Genomic DNA, 16,743 nt, shown 5'->3' with positions numbered 1-16,743 from the left:
CGCAATGGTTATTAACGACCTCGGTGTGCGCTGAAGTGACCGGATCACTTGCCCGAACGGACGCATTTGGCGTTGTTTTCCCAAACCGGTAACCCCCACCGCCTCCGCAACGACATTGGAAATGTCGGCCAGTAGGACAGGAAGAGGGCGCCAAGGTGACTCGTGGGCATGTACTGATCATCGTCCAGAACCTGCCGGTTCCCTTGGACCGCAGGGTCTGGCTGGAATGCCAGGCGCTCACCGCCGCCGGTTTCGACGTGTCGGTGATCTGTCCAAAAGGGCCGAATGACCCCGCATACCAGGAGTTATCCGGCGTTCACATCTACAAGTACGCCCCGCCGCCGCAGGCGAAGGGCGCGCTTGGATATCTGCTCGAGTTCGTCTACTGCTGGCTGCGTACCGCAAAACTGACGTGGAAAGTTTGGCGCAGGGCGCCTTTCCACGTGATACAAGCCTGCAACCCGCCGGACACGTACTGGGCGCTCGCCCGGTTGTGGCGTGCCCGCGGGGTGAAGTTCGTGTTCGACCACCACGACTTGAACCCGGAAGTGTTCCGCTCACGGTTCGGTGAACCGAAAGGCCTCGCCGCACGTGTCCAACTGGCCGGGCTCTACTGGCTGGAACGCAAGACTTTCCACACCGCCGACCGCGTGATCTCGACCAACCAGTCCTACCAACGGATTGCCTGGGAACGTGGTGATGTACCACCGGAGTACACGACTGTGGTGCGGTCAGGCCCGGACACGTCCGTGATGAAACCGGGTGAGCCCAAACCCCAGCTGCGCAACGGCCGCGAGCATCTGGTGGCTTGGCTGGGAATCATGGGCCCGCAGGACGGTGTCGACGGTGTGCTCGAGATCGCCCGAAAGGTCGTGCGCGAGCACGGGCGTGATGACGTGCAGTTCGCTCTGCTCGGTTTCGGTGACTGCCTTGAGGACCTGAAGAAGCAGTGCACCGAGCTGGGCCTGGACGACTACGTGACATTCACCGGACGCGTCGGCCCGCCGGAAATCGCCGACTACCTGTCCACCGCGTCACTCGGGCTCTCGGCCGACCCGCTGAGCCCGTTGAACGACGTGTCCACAATGAACAAGACCATGGAGTACATGGCGTACGCACTGCCTGTGGTGGCCTACCGTCTCACTGAGACAGTTGTGTCAGCGGGCGACTGCGCTGTGTATCTGGAGCCAGGAGACGCCGACGGGTTCGCCAAGGCCGTGATCGACCTGCTCGACGACCCCACCCGGCGCAAGGAACTGGGCACCGCGGGCCGCACCCGTGCCGAAGAGGTGCTCGACTGGCGGCCGCAGGCCCAGGCGTACGTCGGGGTGTACGAATCGCTGTTCGGTGTTGAGCCGAGCCTCTCCGTGCCGCCGTCACGGCCGGCCGTTGTCTGAAAGGCAGCACATGTTCGCCAGACGCATCGCGGTGGTCGGGACCGGTTACGTGGGTCTCACCACCGGCGCTTGCCTCGCGTCGCTCGGCCACCGGGTGGTGTGCGGTGACGTGGACCCAGCAAAGATCGAACGACTGAGACGGGCCGAGGTGGACATCCTCGAACCCGGCCTCGCCGAGCTCGTCGCCGAAGGCCTCGCGGCCGGTCGACTGTCCTTCGTGGTCGGTGCCCAGGCGGCGATCACCGGACACGAACAGGGCGCTGAGATCGTCTACCTCTGCGTCCCGACTCCCATGGGCGTTGGCGGCGTTGCCGACCTCAGCACGGTCGAGTCGGTCATCGACGAGGTCCGCGACCTGCTCAACCCGGGCACGGTCATCGTCAACAAGTCGACCGTCCCGGTCGGCACGGCCGAGCGCACCAAGGAATTGCTCAACCGCGCGGACGTATCCGTCGTCAGCAACCCCGAGTTCCTGCGTGAAGGCTCCGCGGTCGACGACTTCCTGAACCCGGACCGGATCGTGGTCGGGTGCGACGAGCAAGACGCTGCCGAGCGTGTTTCCGCTCTGTACGCGCGTTTGGGCGCACCCACGGTGCTGACCGACGCGGCGAGCGCGGAGTTGGTGAAATACGCGGCCAACTGCTTCCTTGCGATGAAGCTGTCCTATGTGAACGCGATGGCTGAGCTGTGTGAACGCCTCGGAGCCAACATCGCGGACGTCACCGAAGGCATGGGCTACGACCGCCGAATCGGCCAGGCATTTCTGTCGCCCGGCCCCGGCTGGGGCGGCTCGTGCCTGCCCAAGGACACGTCGGCGATGCTCCAGGTCGCGGACTCGGCCGACTTCGAGTTCCGGCTGCTGCGGGCCACCATCGACACCAACGAGCGGCAGCGCCAGCGGATCGTGGACAAGATCCGCCTTGCGGTGACCGGCAAGCGTGGCGGTTCGCTGTCTCACATGCGACTCGGCCTTTTCGGACTGACGTTCAAGGCCAACACCGACGACCTGCGTGACTCGCCCGCACTCGCCGTCGCCGCCCTGTTGCGCCAGGCAGGCGCCGAGCTTGTCGCGTACGACCCAGCTGTGCGTTCAGACAGTCTCCGCCCGGAGATCGGCTCGGTGACCGTGGTCGACGACCCCTACCTGGTCGGCAAGGAAGCTGACGCGTTGGTGATTTTGACGGAGTGGCCGGAGTTCCGGACCCTCGACTGGTCCAAACTGGCCGCGACGGTTCGCAACCCGGTGGTTGTGGACACCCGTAACCTGCTGGACAAGGACACTCTGGGCCGCGCGGGCTTCACTTGGGCCGGGCTCGGCTGCTAGCGGAACTTGCGGGCGATCGCCTTGAGCTGAGGGGCGATCGGCGACGCCTTGGCAGCAGCGACAGCGGCCCGGCTCATCCGCCGGGCCGACGTCCGCAGACCGGACGTGACGGCACCAATGCACACAGTGGACGATCCAGTCATCGCGCGCCGCTTGTACTCGTCTTCACCACGGCCAAGGTCGATCCTGGTGATGCCGAGGTCCGGTGCGGCCATCACCATCTCGCGCAACAGGATCCAGCCAGGTGAGTAGGAGCCGAACTTCCGGTCGAACACCGGGAACCACCAGTGCAGCACACCGTGGGACCGAATACCGAAGTGCGCGGCCAGCAGATGTGGCCCCGCGTACACAGTGGACAACAGCCCGAGCTCCGAGTCGAGCAATCGATAGAGCAAGTCCTGGTGCACCGGGTCCGCGAAGTGGTCCCGCGCACCGGTGGACGCGTATTGCTCACGCTTGAGTGCGATGACGTGGTCCAGCCCGTCGCGTGCCCGCACCGTGAACTCGACCGGACCCAGCTCACGCGATGCCTTGTTGGTGAGCCGGCGTGCTTCGGACATCTTGTCGCGCCCGCTCTTGTCGACTCGCTTCGTGTAGCCGTCCAGACCGCCGGACACGTCCATGACCGGCGAGACCCGCTTTTCCTCGACCCAGGGTTCGAAATCCTGGTAACCGTCCAGCAGGTGGTCGAACGCGAGTGACCGGATGCCAACGGACGCAAGCATTCTCTGCGGAGAAAGTCTGACACCCGGTTCGACGAGCGGTCCCTGGAAGTCGGCACCCGGTGAGCCCGCGGGTTTGGCTGAGCTTCCGGACTTGTGCAACGGCCAGACGAATCCGTCACCGATCAGCACCTCGACCGGCCGTCCAGCGTGGACGGCGGCGACGTACTCCGGCGTGAAGTAGGGACTGTCCCATCGGGAATCACCGTCTCGGATCGCCCGCCATGCCGCGAAGTTCTCGTCGGTCAGTGATCCGAAAGGGACGAGTCTCATTGTGGCAGCACCCGCAGTCTCCTGGACGGTTTCAGCAACCATTCAAGTGCTAGTTTGGCGGTCGGCCTGCCTGCCAGCGCACGGATCCCCTCGCCGACGACCACGGCCGCGTAGTACCCAGCCCAAGCCCAGAAACCGTAGTGGCGACGGACAACGCGCGTCCGGTTGACCGTGAGCAGCGCCCAGAGCATGGGATTGGTACCCGAGTCGCCGCCATCGTGCTCGAACACGGCATCCGGCGTGTACCACGTCACCAGACCCAGGTTGCCAGCTCGCAACGCGAAGTCGGTTTCCTCGCCGTACAACAAGAAAGACTCATCCCAGCGGCCAGCGGTCAGCACCACTTCGGCAGAGAGCATCAACACGCCACCGGTCGCCCACGCGGCAGGCCCGGCGAGGTCGTAGCGACGTGGATCGGTGATCAGCTCACCGAGAGAACCCCATCGACCAGCACGGTTCCCGCCGATCAACGCCTCGGCCCAAGCCCGCGGCACAGTCGGCGGGCGCCGCAACGACGGCTGCAAGGTGCCGTCAGGATTCTCCAGTTTTGGCGCTGCGATCCCGACGCCTGGTTGCTGGAAAACCTTGGCCAGCTTGGCAACCGCGCCGGGGCGGACCCGGACGTCCGGGTTGATCACCAAGACGGCGTCGTACGAACCAAGGGACGCGATCCCGGCGTTGATCCCGGCCGCATACCCCGCGTTGCGGCCAAGGTCGACGACGCGCACCGGCAACTCGGTGAAGTTCTTGGCGATTTCACATGTCGAGTCCCGGGAAGCGTTGTCAGCAACCACGATCTCGGTGAGGTCGACGCCGTCGAACCCGTCGGGGAGCGACGCCAGACACGAACCGAGAGCGTCCGCGCTGTTGTACGTCACAATGACGACGGCGACTCTCACGCCAACCTCATCGCGCTGGGCCACGAGTGCGTTTCACCAGTCCGGCGGCGAACCTGCGTGCTTCGCGGCGCAGTCCCGGCTGACCGGCGAGCACGTCCGCTGTCCAAGATGGATCAATGTCGTGCCGCAGACTGGTCCTCGCCTGCATCCACGACTCCGGTCGCGCCGCACCGCCGTCACTCGTATAGACCAGGCTCGCGCCCGCGTAACGCAATCGGCCCAACACAAGCCGGTCGTACGAGCCGAACGGCACCGCCACCCTGGTCACCGGATGGCCGATGATCTCGGCGAGAACCCGTGGCGCGGTAACCATTTCCTCGACCGCTTGGGGAAAGTCGACCCGCCGCCAGTCGCGGTGTGACCACCCGTGCGACCCGATCCGCATCCCGGCTGCCTCGAGCTCACGGACATCGGCGCGGTCCAGCCTGCCCGGTTCGCCGAGCAGCCCGGCCAGTACGAAGAACTCGGCGGTCAGCCCGCGTTCCAGCAGGCGGGGCAAGGCGATCTCGATGTCGGAGGAGTTGCCGTCGTCGAACGTGATGTGCACGTCCGGCCTGCCGATGACCGCGTCCATGACTTGTTCGAATTGCTCGACGGTGACCCACGTGCCGTCTTCGCCGGGTTCCAGGTCCCGTGGTGGTTTCCCGATGCCGTGCACGGTGAGGTTGATGACCTTTGCTGGCATCGACGGCCCTTCTCGTGGCGAGGTGTCCACTCGGGTATCGGAGCCGGGGCCCGGTTATTACCCCTTGACAGCCTCATTTGGTCTAGTCCACCGTGAAAGGCGCTGACTGTAGTCGGCCGCCTCCGGTCCGACACCGCCGCCTAAGACGTCGGAGGTGGGCTCCGCACCCCTGCATGCTGGAGGACACAAATGAAGATCATGCGGCGGATTCTTGTCGCGGCGGCAGCCGTGAGCATGGCTGTCGGTCTCGCGCCCAGCTCGAATGGCACAGCGAACGCCGAGACAAACGTTGCAGTGAATCCGATCCTCGCCGCTCCATACCTGTACCAGTGGAGCAACCCGCCCAACCCGACCACTGTCATGTCCCAGACCGGGATCAGGGCGTTCACGTTGGCGTTCATCCTGTCCAACGGAACCTGTAACCCGATGTGGGACGGAAACCGTTCGCTGACCGGTGCCGACATCACGCGCGTCAACCAGATCAGAGCCGCGGGCGGCGACGCGATCCCGTCCATCGGCGGCTGGTCCGGCCGCAAACTCGGCACGTACTGCTCAACCGCACAAGCACTGGCCGGCGCCTACGTGAAGGTGATCGACGCGGGCCGCTTCACCGCGATCGACCTGGACATCGAGAACACCGACGAGTTCTCGAACGCGGCCGTGCAGGACAAGATCCTGAACGCACTGAAGATCGTCCGCCAGCAGCGGCCCGCGGTGAAGATCGTGATCACGATCCCCACGGAGGTCAGCGGGCCCGAGACGTGGGGCAACAGGTTGATCCAGCGGGCACGCGACCTCGGCGCCCCGGTCGACGTGTGGACGGTGATGCCGTTCAACTTCAGCTCCGGCGGCGACATGGTCGCGATGACCAAGAGCTCGGTGACAGGACTGAAGAACCGCGTGAAGGCCGTCTACGGCCTGTCCGACGACGCCGCATGGCGCCGATCGGGCCTGTCGTCGATGAACGGCCGCACCGACACCGGCGAGATCGTGACAGCGGCCAACTTCCGCGCCATCGTCAGCTGGGCCAACTCGGTCCACCTGGCCCGTGTCTCCTTCTGGGCACTGAACCGCGACTGCAACAACTGCGGCGGCATCAGCCAAGGCCAATGGGAATTCACCCGCGCCAACGCAGCAGTCACCGGCTGACCCGTTGCGGCGGCGCCCAAGTCCCCCTTGGGCGCCGCCCGCGTCCCTTTGGATGCCGCCAACCCGGGCGTACGGTCCGTTCGCAAATCTGGTTGTCCACAACCCGCTGGTAACCCCTTTGACCTGCCCATATCGCCGATAGACTGGCCAGGGGTCGTCCCCCCGGGAGTGGTGGGGGATGTCCTTTTGTGGGGATGGGGTTGGGGATTCGTCGAAGTGGCAGGTCAGCTTTCCGAGTACTGGGGGGTGGTTGTCGACGGCCGGGCGGGTTGGCCAGGCCAGGACTGTGACGCGGCGGCTGGGTGTTTCCGTGAAGCTCCGGTTCCGGGCTTCTGAAAAGAATTGCAGGGAGGCCACCCAGAGGGAGGGGGCTTTCAGCTTGCATTTCTCCCTTGGTTTGGGTGGCGCGGGCGTCCCCTCCGGTACGGCCTGCCTGACGGAACCACGGGGCGTCAAGAGGTCGGTATCGCCGCCGCTGCGGGCTGGGTCGCGTTGGCCGACCTCCTGACACCCCGTGGTTGGACAAGCCCAGGCCATACCGGAGGGAACACCCCCGAAGCCCACCCCTGTGCTACCGCACCAGGAAAAGACCTCCACACCAGGACAAACCACCGCCCTGTCGAGCGACCCACTTCGACGGAAACCCTGCCGGAAGTGGGTTCGTCAAAGTCGCTTCGTGCAGCGCGGACCTGGGTGATTGTCTCGGCGCGGCAGCGCAGGGGTTGTCCCGCCGGGCTCTGCCCGAGTGGCAGGTCAGCTTTCCGAGTACTGGGCCTGTAGGTTGCTGCTGACTTTGCTGGTCGACTTCCTGCGCATGCGCGGCAGCACCACGATGCCGATCGCGGCGATCAGGAAGCACACGCCCTCGGCCAGAGTCGCCACCGTCGAAGTCTTCGCGCCTTCCCCGAGCGCGACGTAACCGATGCCGATCGCCACGATGGGGTCCGCGAGCGTCAGTGCGGCGACGACGAGGTCCGGTGGGCCGCTCGCGTGCGCTTGCTGGATGAACCAGACCGCGACGGGGATGGACAGGATCGCGCCGATCAGCGACCCGGTTGGGAAGTCGGTCGGGTTGCCGTGCTCCAAGCTGAGGGCCGCGAGCCGGATCACCACGGACGCGAACCCGAACACGACGCCGCCACCCGCGGCGAACGCCAGGCACCGCACCAGGCCGTGGCCGATGCTGCCGATCAGTCCGAGGAGCATCAGCAGCAGGCCGACGATCATGGCGATCAGTACCGCCGTCTCGTCGGAGACCCGCGTGACTTGGGCGTTCGATGCAGCCAGCGACGTGAAGCCGCCGACGCCGAGCACGATCGCGGCCAGTGACAGCCAGGTGCCGAGCGACAGTTGGGCGCGGTCCAGTTTGGCGGAGGCCACAGTGGTCACCGCGATACCCAGGACACCGATCGGCTGGATCACAGTGACCGGTGCGAACGCGAGCGCGCCGAAGTGCAGCGCGCTGCCGATGATCACGGCGAGCTGGCCCATCAGCCAGCGACGGTTGCGTAGCAGGTGAACTAACGCGGCGATGCTGACCAGCTTGCCGGTCTGGTTGTCACGGACCGCGGTGTTCTGCCACAACGCCCCCAGGCCGTTGAGCACTGCCCCGGCGATTGCCAGGGCGAGCGCCAGCCATAGCAGACTTCCCACAAAGTCAGCCTATTGGGCCTGGACACCTGACACCGGCCGATCGCCGTGCTTCCTAGGTCACAAACAGAACTCGGAGCACCGTGTGACCTGCTGTGTCAATCTAGGTTGACATCTGGACGGGTGTCAACCTAGATTGACGTCATGAGTGAGGCGACCAGGCTGGCGACTGCGGCCAGCGACAAAGATCCCAAGGTGGGACTGCGTGCGGTCGCGGCGTTGCGCAAGCTGCTCGAGTGGCTCGAGGCCGTGCAAGTCCGCAACGCGCGGGCCAACGGGTGGTCATGGCAGGACATCGCGAACGAGCTCGGGGTCAGCCGCCAAGCGGTGCACAAGAAACACGGGAGGGGCTGATGTTCGAGCGATTCACGACCACTGTTCGAAACGTGGTCATCGGGGCGCAGCACGAGGCGCGGTTGTCCGGAGCCGTCGAGATCGGCAGTACGGACCTGCTCGTCGCCCTGATCCGAAGCCAGGACGAGACGGCCGCGCGGCTACTCGACGGCCATCAGCTGACCGTCGAGGAACTGACCGAGGAGTTCGACCGCGTGAAGCGGCGCGGCGGGCTCACCGACGAAGAAGCGGCCGCGCTGTCCGCGGTCGGCGTGGACATCGAGAACGTCATCCGGAGCGTCGAGGCAACGTTCGGCAAGGACGCCCTGGCGCCTGCCGGGCGGCCCAAACGACATGTCCCGTTCAGCACCGAGGCCAAACGGACGTTGGAGCAATGTCTCAAGGAAGCGCTGAGCAGAAAACACAAGTACATCGGCTCGGAACACCTGCTGCTGGCGTTGCTGTCGCGCCAGTCGCTGGCCGGCAAGACCCTCGAAGCCAAGGGCGTCACGTACCAAGCCATCAGCGACCAAATCGCGAAGGCGTCGTGACGCGCATTCCGAATCTGCTGTTTGTACTGGTCAGGGCCTTGCTGAGGTAGGTCCATCCGTTCAGGGGTAGTCAACGTACCCTCAGACGCTGTAAAAAGCAGTGCGCCGGATGGCGTAACCGCTTCGACCTGTTGGTCGTTGCGTATCCATCCGGCGCACTAGCCGTGTCTTCTCGGGTTCCATCACACCCGGTCGGACACTCTGGCCGCTCGTCCTGCGAGTGGTCGGCACAGCCCCTCGTTGTGCCGGCCAGGCGTTGCAGCCAGTTGGGGAGCCCCGGCGCCGCGGGGGCATCGCGGCGCCGGGGCCCAGGTCCCGACCTGACCGGGCGCGGTCGGCAGGTCGGGTGGCTCTGGGGGTGTTGCCTGTGGACGCGGGAAAGCCCCGGGACATTCCTCGCCCAAGATGAGACGCACTCAGGGCAGAGTTATGCCGCGAAAAAGTGAAATCAGTCGGGCGGAGTCGCCGGCAGGCCCGCAGAGCGGCCCACCTCGGTGACGCTGTCCGTCGCGTGCAGCAAGCCCGCGTGCGGCGGAACCAGCGAAGTCTGCGGGATCAGGACGGCGAGCATGCCACGCGCGTCCCAGCCGCCATTGCCACCGGCCGACGCGGTCGGCGCGGGTGCGGCCGGAGCGACCGGGCCCGACGGACCCGGCAACGGACCGGGTTTCTGGTCGGCGGGCGCTGCCTTCTCCTGAGTGGAACCCACCCGGACCGGATGGGCGACGGCTTGCGTCCTGCGCGCCTCGTGCTGAAGACGGGGACGCTCGGCCGCGGGAGCCTCAGCCGCCGGTTCGGGTGTCTGCGGCACCGCCTCCGGCGCGGAAGTGACCGTCTCGACGGTGTCCCGTGCGGTGCTGGTGTCCTTGTCGGAACCGGAATTCTTGGGCTCCGGGGTGAGCAGATCGGTCACCGGCTTGGGCAGCAACGAATCGTTGTCGTTGCCACTGGGCGGCAGGACCGCGGGCGGGATGTCAGTCACCGTGTCGACGACCTTGTCGACCGTCTTCGTGACGTTGCCGACTGTTTTGGTCACCGTCTTCGTCACGGTGCCGACGGTGTTGTTGACCGTCGTGGTCACGTTGCCAAGCGTGTCGTTGAGCGTTGAGGTGACGCCGCCGAGCAGTCCGTCGACAAGGCCGGTGGTGTTCTTCTTCGCCGGTTTCTCAGTCGATTGCTGCTGCGACGAAGTGACCCCGGGAATCTCCGGCAGCTTGATGAGATCGGCGGACGCCGTGCCGCTGGTGAGCAGAACGCTGGCCAGCCAGCCGGCCGCGGTGAACCCGGCAACCAGGAGAAAACGCGTGACAAGGCGACGCAGCATCGGCAAGGCGCCACGCGCCTGACCTGAGCCGGTCACCAAGACCACCACCGTTTCCGCCTTACCAGCCTTGGACACGTCAGCGATGACACTCTCGCCCGCGCACTCGCATCGCCGATTGCACCCTAGCTTCGTAAGCGCCGCCCGGAAAGGCGGATCTCGTTGTCTGACCCCGGTGTGTCCATTCGGCAATGATCACGGTCCGTCGTATTCACCGAACTGGGTGATCCTTCTAGTGCGACTGGGCGAGTGCCAGGATATCCCGCCAATGTGTCCTTCGTGGACACTCAACGCACGATGCGGCTGTCCGAATGGGTGAGCCGATGGCAATGGCGGATGCCCGACCTCGTCTTGCACGATCCAGACGGGCCGCGGGAATGCCTTGTCCGAGCGGGACAATTGGTCGTCGAACCAGACGCCGTCCAACCGGTCTGTCAAGAACTGCGCCGGTGGGTCGACCGGATTGACCCAAGTGGACGCATCACGTTGCGCGCCGAATTGCGTGAGCGTCCCGTGGAAGTCGCGGCAGATGTGAACAGCCGATGGCGGGCCGCACCCAATCACGTCCACATCGCCGGCCCGATCATGCACGGCACACCGACATGGATCGGCGGCCCGGAAATCGACGTACCCGCGCCACGGCCACCCGCGCCGGAAACCTGGGACCCACCGGTCACAGTGGCCGTACTGGACACCGGACTCGACCCGCACCCGTGGTTCGCAGGCAGACACTGGTTCACCGAATGGGGACTGCAACCCGAAGTCCTCGACCACGACGTGGACGGAAACCCCGACTGGCAAGGCGGACACGGCACATTCGTCGCAGGCGTCCTGATCAGCAACGCACCCGGCGTCACCATCCGCCACCACCGAGTCCTGTCCTCCATGGGCCTCACCGACGACACAACAGTCGCGGCCGCACTGCGCACAATCCGAGCAAAAGGCCACATCGACATCATTCTGCTCACATCAGGCTGCTACACGGCCGACAACCAATGCCCACCGATCCTCGCCAACGAACTCGCCAAGTTCCCCGACACCGTGATCGTCGCCGCGGCAGGCAACGGCGGCAGCAGCCGCCCGTTCTGGCCAGCGGCACTCGACACAGTGATAGCAGTCGCCGCATCCGATCAAACCGGCACAATCGCGGGATTCTCCAACCGAGGACCCTGGGTCAACGCCACCGCGCCCGGCGTGGACATCACATCCAGCTACGTCCGCCTCAAAACAGGCACAGAAGGCGTCGCCCCAGGTACAGAAGCACGTGAATACGGCACAGCCCGCTGGAGCGGAACCAGCTTCGCAGCCCCCAGAATCGCAGCTGACCTGGCAAAACTCCTGCACAACGGGCACACCCCGGCCGAAGCGATCGACAGTCATTCACTCGGCCAGCCAACATTGTGAACGCGATTTAGCAACGACCACTGGCACGCACAGTCGCCGACGCGCTACTCTATGGATGCTCGCCCCCTCCCCCTCGGCGAGCCAAACGTCCCCGCTCCCCGGGACCCCCAGCCGGGTCGAGCGGGGACGTCCTTACGCGCACCCCTGGTCGCCTCGCTTCGCTTGGCTCCCCGGGGTTCGGACGATTATTTTGGGGGGCCGAGCCCCCAAACCCCCCACGGTGCTTGCTCCTTCTGACCCAGCGCTGGGCACGTTTTCTTTTACTTGCACCGGGCGCTGCGCGCCCTCTTTTACAGATTTGCGGAGCGCGCTGCGCGCCCTCACGCCTTTGCTTGGGCAGAATGGAATGGCGATGGAATGGCGATGGAATGGGGCGGTGCTTTGTGGGGAGTGGCTTTAAAGAGGGGAATGGTGGGCGAAGCGGAGGTTCGATTTTACATGGGGTGGCGGCGCGCTTAAACTTTCTGGTGCGGGGAGGCCCCAACCCGAGCATGAAGGATGAATGAAGCGTGTCATTGGGGTCTCCCCGGCTTCCTCCCCGTGCGCGCCGCAGGGGCCCCATGTCAAATCGAACCGTGGTAGGCACAAAGCGCCCGGAATTAGCGGACGGTAACTGGGTTCACTCGACTGGGTGGGATTGAAAAAGTTTGGAGCCGGCGTGGGGGTGGTCTCGTCTGACGGGACATGGATCAGCCTGATGAGCAGGGATGGCGGGAGCTTGTTGCCGCTCATGGGCCCAAGGTTTGGGCCGTGGCGCGGGCGTACAAGCTGAGTGATGCCGATGCCGATGATGTTTTTCAGACCACGTGGCTCAATCTTGCCGAGCATCTGAAGGATATTCGGGATTCCGGGCGAGTTTCGGCGTGGTTGGCCACCGCGGCTAAGCGGGAATGCCTGCGAGTTCTGTCGGTAAGGCGACCCTTGCCTGTTCGGTGGCAGCCGGAACTCGTCCAGGACGGCGTTGAGCACGTGATCCTGCGAGAGGAACGAGACCGGCAGCTCTGGCGGGCTTTCCGGACATTGCCGGACCGATGCCAACGCCTTCTCCGGCTGTACGTGTATGCACCGGAATTCAGCTACGCCCAGCTGGCCGACGCCATTGGCATACGAGCGGACAGCATCGGCCAGACCAAAGGCAGATGCCTGCGTGAGTTGAAAGGCCGACTGGACAAAAGCCTCTTCGACCAGGTCGACCCGATGCCCGATGTGATCGCCGTGCCCAGCCGGACCGGACCGCGGTTCACCACGTTGTCGCAAGGCGAGACCAGAAGCGCGGACGCCTCGCTGCGGTTCGGCGACCACGAGCGGAGCGTTCAAGTGGAGATCGGCGCCCTGCTCACCGGGGTGGTGACGCCCCGCGGCGACGTCCAGGTGTGGTGGCCGAACGGCATGGTCAGCGTGGACGTCGACTGCCACGGCCTGTTCAAGGCCGACGTGCCGTCAGGGCCGGTGCGGCTGGCGGTCGATGGCGTGGTGACCGACTGGTTCGTCCGGTGAGTCACACCGAGGCGCTCGAATCAGTCGAACGCGGTGACTACTCCCAAGCGCTGGTCGCGGCCCGTGAAGCACTCGACCGGACCAGCGAAACAGATGCCGGGCAGGTCAGGCTGACCCTCGCGTGGATCGAGCTGGAACGAGGCAACCCAAGGAGATGCGCCAGAGAACTGCGTAGAGCAAGGGAATTCGGTGTTTCCCCAGCCAGAGCGCGGTGCTTGGACGGCTTGCGGCTGTGCGCGATCGGTGCGTACGAGCAAGCGGTGACCGAGTTGTCGGCGGCCATGGAGTTCCTCCACAGCGATCCGAAGTGGCTCAGCAACGCGTTGATCGGACGCGGCGTGGCACGTGGTTATCTGCTGAGCTTGGCTGCGGCGGACCGTGATTTCGCGGCGGCGGCGAGGATTCTGACCCAGTTGGGGGAGCACGAACGGGTGGCAACGTGCATCCATAACCGTGGTTTCGTTGCGCTGCAAGCAGGTGACTTGCCATCGGCGTTGGAACTGTTCGAGCAGGCCAGCGGTGGAATCCGGGCGGGCCGGGCGGAAGCGTTGATCGACCACGCCTCTGCCCTGCTGGCAGCGGGAATGACGAGGGACGCGAGCGCCTTGCTGGAGCGCGCCGAACCGTTGTTGGCCGGGCGGGAAAGCCGGTTGGCGGAAGCAGTGTTGGCGGCAGGCTACTGCGCGCTGAGAGCAGGGGACATCGATCACGCGGCACGCGAAGCCAAGCGAGCACAGGAACTCTTCCGGATACAGCGAAGACCCGCGTGGATCGCGGCGGCCGACGCGTTGGCGTTGCGGACGAACTTCCTGGACGTGGCCGCGGCGCGAAGAGTCGCGGATCGCTGCCTGCGCTGGGGAAAACGTACGGAAGCAGCAGAACTTCTGCTGGATGCAGCGAAAGTCGCGCCCGAGCTGCTGACCAAATTGGAAGGTGAGCGGCACGCGAACACTGCGCGGTTGCGAGCGATTGGTTGGCTGGCCAGAGCCAAACTCGCCAAGACATGGCAGGCGCGGTCGGCCGCGTGTCGCGCGGGGATGCAGGTCGTCACGGAATACGCGGCGGCGATGGGCGCGGGAGCGAGTGAGCTGGCGGCAGAGTTGGCAGCGGTCGCGATCGAGGGGACGAGCAGTGCGCGCACGGTGTTCGGCTGGATTGAGCGGCAGCGGATCGTTGTGTTGCCGCGGGCGGACAACTCCGACTTGATCCAGCTTCGGAGCGCGGAAGCCCGGGGCGACACGCGCGAAGCAGCGAAGTTCGAAAACCGGATCCGCCGCTGCACTCAGGCCATCACCGGAGATGAGCTTGGCGCTGGTTCTGTCGATCGTGTGGAGGCTGAGTGTGGTGGCGGGCGTGCCGTTGGTTCTGCTCGTGACCTAAAAGCTGAGTGCGGTGGCGGACTTGGCGCTGGTTCTGCCGATCGTGTGGAAGCTGAGCGCGGTGGCGGGCGTACCGTTGGCTCTGCCGATCACCCAAAAGCCAAACGCGGGGGCGAACTTTCCGCGGCCACCGGCGATCGGCGGCGGGACACCGTCGCACGCATCCGTGAGCTTGCCGCCGCCCTTGGCGACACCATGCTTGTCACCTTCGCCTTCTGCCACGGCGAACTGCTTGCCTGCACCATCGCCGATGGCCGGGTTCGCAGCCATCGTCTCGGGCGACTCGACCCGATTCAGTTCACCTATTCCACCGAACTGTCAGCCGCGCTTGACCGCCAGATCCTCCAGCCCTTGGCCATCGGCGACCGTCCGCTCGTCCTCATTCCTGCGGTGGGCATGTCCGACATGGTTTGGGCAGCGCTGCCTTCGTGCGCCGGGCGGCCCGTTTCTGTTGCGCCATCCGCATCGGCATGGCTGTCCGCGACCCGCTCAACCCGTGGCGCAAGGAACTTCGCCGTGGCGGGCCCCGGCCTCACCCACGCTCAACGAGAAGTCGCCGTTCTCGGACATGCCACTGGCGAGTCCACAGTGGATAATGTGCTTGCGAACATGGACGGCGCTGACATCGTGCACATCGCGGCCCATGGCACGTTCCGCCACGACGCGCCGATGTTCTCCTGCCTCCGGCTGTCCGATGGCCCGCTCTACGGTTACGACCTCGCCCGCCTCAAGCGGGCACCACGGATCCTTGTGCTGTCCGCGTGTGAAGTCGCCCGCGCCGATGTCTTCACGAACGTTCTGCTCGACCGCGGCGGCCAGGCCTTGATCGCGAGTTCACGGCCCGTGCCGGACGAGGCCGCCGTCGATCTCATGATCGCGCTGCACCAGCACCTCAAGGCCGGGGTCGCGCCCGCAACGGCGTTGGCGGACGCGCAAGCCCGGTACGGGCACCTCGGCTTCAGCTGCTGGGGTTCGGGATGAGTTTGTGCAGCCGGGCCACGGCCTCGTCGAGCACCTCGTCCTTCTTGCAGAACGCGAACCGCACCACGTGCTGCCAGTTCTCCGGCGTGTCCGTGAAGACTTGCACCGGCACCGCCGCGACACCGATCCGCTCCGGCAGTTCCCGGCACAGCTGGAAACCGTCCGTGAACCCAAGCGGTCGCACGTCCGCGCACACGAAATAGGTCCCCTGGCTCGGCCTTACCCCGAAACCGGCCTCCGTCAGACCTTCGACCAGGCGGTCTCGTTTGGACTGCAACTGCGTACGCAAATCGGCGACCCACGCGCCTTCGTGGCGCAGCGCGTGTGCGACGGCGGGCTGGAAAGGCGCACCGCCGACGAACGTCAGGAACTGCTTCGCCGCCTTCGCCGCCGCGACCAGCTCGGCCGGGCCGCACATCCAGCCGATCTTCCAGCCCGTGCAGTTGAACATCTTGCCCGCGCTGGAGATCGTCAACGTCCGCTCGGCCATACCGGGCAAAGAGCCCAAAGGCACATGGGACAGACCGTCGAAGATCAGGTCCTCGTAGACCTCGTCGGTCACGGCGATCAGGTCGTGCTCCACGCACAACTCGGCGATCGCGGTCAGCTCGGAGCGGGTGAACACCGTCCCGGTCGGGTTGTGCGGGGTGTTGATCAGGATCAGCCGGGTGTTCGGCGTGATCGCCGCCCGCATGGCGTCGATATCCGGCGCGAACCTGCCTGTCTCCGGGTCCTCCGCCAACGGCACCACGCGACGAGTCGCGCCCGAGAGGGCCACGCACGCGGCGTACGAGTCGTAATACGGCTCGATCAGCAGCACCTCGTCACCTGGTCCGGCCAGGCCGAGCAGCGCTGACGCGATGGCCTCGGTCGCACCGACCGTGACCAGCACCTCGGTGTCCGGATCGAAGTGTGTTCCGTACCGGGTCCGGTGCTCGGCGATGGCCTGACGCAGCTCGGGACGCCCGGGGCCGGGTGGGTATTGGTTGATCCCCGACGCGATCGCGTTCTGCGCCTCGGCCAGCATCGACGCAGGTCCGTCGGTGTCCGGGAAGCCTTGGCCGAGGTTCACCGCACCGGTCCGGGTGGCCAGCGCGGTCATCTCCGCGAAGATCGTCGAGGTGAACGGCTGGAGCCGGGGTGTCAAAGCAGGACGACGCACGATGAGTCATCCTCAC

At 65.6% G+C, this 16,743-nt stretch carries 14 protein-coding genes; 8 read left to right on the top strand and 6 right to left on the bottom strand.

The features are described from left to right. Positions 1-155: 155 nt before the first annotated feature. Together B9C43_RS13900 and B9C43_RS13895 are read left to right on the top strand one after the other, a co-directional pair. Positions 156-1,397: a glycosyltransferase family 4 protein gene (locus B9C43_RS13900; RefSeq protein ID WP_084426617.1), complete on the top strand. Its 1,242-nt coding sequence runs from the start codon at positions 156-158 to the stop codon at positions 1,395-1,397. 10 nt (positions 1,398-1,407) lie between these two features. Next, complete coding sequence (locus B9C43_RS13895) at positions 1,408-2,721, top strand: UDP-glucose dehydrogenase family protein (protein ID WP_084426614.1); 1,314 nt, start codon at positions 1,408-1,410, stop codon at positions 2,719-2,721. Here B9C43_RS13895 and B9C43_RS13890 read toward each other — a convergent pair. The 3 genes from B9C43_RS13890 to B9C43_RS13880 are packed head-to-tail and all read right to left on the bottom strand — an operon-like array spanning position 2,718 to position 5,300. Continuing rightward, on the bottom strand, positions 2,718-3,716 hold the full coding sequence (locus tag B9C43_RS13890; RefSeq protein ID WP_084426611.1) for a GNAT family N-acetyltransferase: 999 nt from the start codon (positions 3,714-3,716) through the stop codon (positions 2,718-2,720). The genes B9C43_RS13895 and B9C43_RS13890 overlap by 4 nt on opposite strands. Then, positions 3,713-4,615 carry a glycosyltransferase family 2 protein gene (locus B9C43_RS13885; RefSeq protein ID WP_200825544.1) on the bottom strand — a complete coding sequence of 301 codons (903 nt, stop codon included), beginning with the start codon at positions 4,613-4,615 and terminating at the stop codon, positions 3,713-3,715. The genes B9C43_RS13890 and B9C43_RS13885 overlap by 4 nt, the downstream gene beginning before the upstream one ends. Positions 4,616-4,622: 7 nt before the next feature. Then, a complete protein-coding gene (locus B9C43_RS13880) occupies positions 4,623-5,300 on the bottom strand; it encodes a polysaccharide deacetylase family protein (protein ID WP_084426604.1) in 678 nt (225 codons plus the stop codon). A gap of 189 nt (positions 5,301-5,489) precedes the next feature. Here B9C43_RS13880 and B9C43_RS13875 point away from each other — a divergent pair, with 189 nt between their 5' ends. Next, positions 5,490-6,449, top strand: a complete 960-nt coding sequence (locus tag B9C43_RS13875; protein ID WP_200825543.1) for a chitinase — start codon at positions 5,490-5,492, stop codon at positions 6,447-6,449. 753 nt (positions 6,450-7,202) lie between these two features. Here the strand turns inward: B9C43_RS13875 and B9C43_RS13870 are convergent. Next, entirely contained in the window at positions 7,203-8,102 is a 900-nt protein-coding gene (locus B9C43_RS13870) for a DMT family transporter (protein WP_051897331.1), read from the bottom strand. Positions 8,103-8,243: 141 nt separating this feature from the next. Between B9C43_RS13870 and B9C43_RS13865 the strand changes: the two genes are divergently transcribed. After that, positions 8,244-8,453, top strand: coding sequence for an HTH domain-containing protein (locus tag B9C43_RS13865; RefSeq protein WP_033391492.1), 210 nt, complete (start codon positions 8,244-8,246; stop codon positions 8,451-8,453). Then, on the top strand, positions 8,453-8,983 hold the full coding sequence (locus tag B9C43_RS13860; RefSeq protein ID WP_033391491.1) for a Clp protease N-terminal domain-containing protein: 531 nt from the start codon (positions 8,453-8,455) through the stop codon (positions 8,981-8,983). The genes B9C43_RS13865 and B9C43_RS13860 overlap by 1 nt, the downstream gene beginning before the upstream one ends. 448 nt (positions 8,984-9,431) lie before the next feature. Here B9C43_RS13860 and B9C43_RS13855 read toward each other — a convergent pair whose 3' ends face one another. Then, the gene (locus B9C43_RS13855) at positions 9,432-10,382 is read right to left on the bottom strand and encodes a hypothetical protein (protein ID WP_084426598.1); all 951 of its coding nucleotides are present in this window, start codon (positions 10,380-10,382) and stop codon (positions 9,432-9,434) included. A gap of 201 nt (positions 10,383-10,583) precedes the next feature. Between B9C43_RS13855 and B9C43_RS13850 the strand changes: the two genes are divergently transcribed. The 3 genes from B9C43_RS13850 (at position 10,584) to B9C43_RS13840 (ending at position 15,565) form a co-directional block, all read left to right on the top strand. Further along, entirely contained in the window at positions 10,584-11,708 is a 1,125-nt protein-coding gene (locus B9C43_RS13850; RefSeq protein WP_235038600.1) for a S8 family peptidase, read from the top strand. Between the two features lie 684 nt (positions 11,709-12,392). After that, complete coding sequence (locus B9C43_RS13845) at positions 12,393-13,205, top strand: RNA polymerase sigma factor (RefSeq protein WP_084426595.1); 813 nt, start codon at positions 12,393-12,395, stop codon at positions 13,203-13,205. Then, positions 13,202-15,565 carry a CHAT domain-containing protein gene (locus tag B9C43_RS13840; protein WP_084426592.1) on the top strand — a complete coding sequence of 788 codons (2,364 nt, stop codon included), beginning with the start codon at positions 13,202-13,204 and terminating at the stop codon, positions 15,563-15,565. Before B9C43_RS13845 ends, B9C43_RS13840 begins: the two co-directional genes overlap by 4 nt. Here the strand turns inward: B9C43_RS13840 and B9C43_RS13835 are convergent. Continuing rightward, positions 15,543-16,727: a pyridoxal phosphate-dependent aminotransferase gene (locus B9C43_RS13835; protein ID WP_084426589.1), complete on the bottom strand. Its 1,185-nt coding sequence runs from the start codon at positions 16,725-16,727 to the stop codon at positions 15,543-15,545. The genes B9C43_RS13840 and B9C43_RS13835 overlap by 23 nt on opposite strands. Between the last annotated feature and the right edge of the window lie 16 nt (positions 16,728-16,743).

This window comes from Kibdelosporangium aridum (assembly GCF_900176515.1).
Classification (GTDB): domain Bacteria; phylum Actinomycetota; class Actinomycetes; order Mycobacteriales; family Pseudonocardiaceae; genus Kibdelosporangium; species Kibdelosporangium aridum.
Note: the sequence above shows the minus strand (reverse complement) of the source record. Positions and strands in the feature narration are given on the sequence as shown.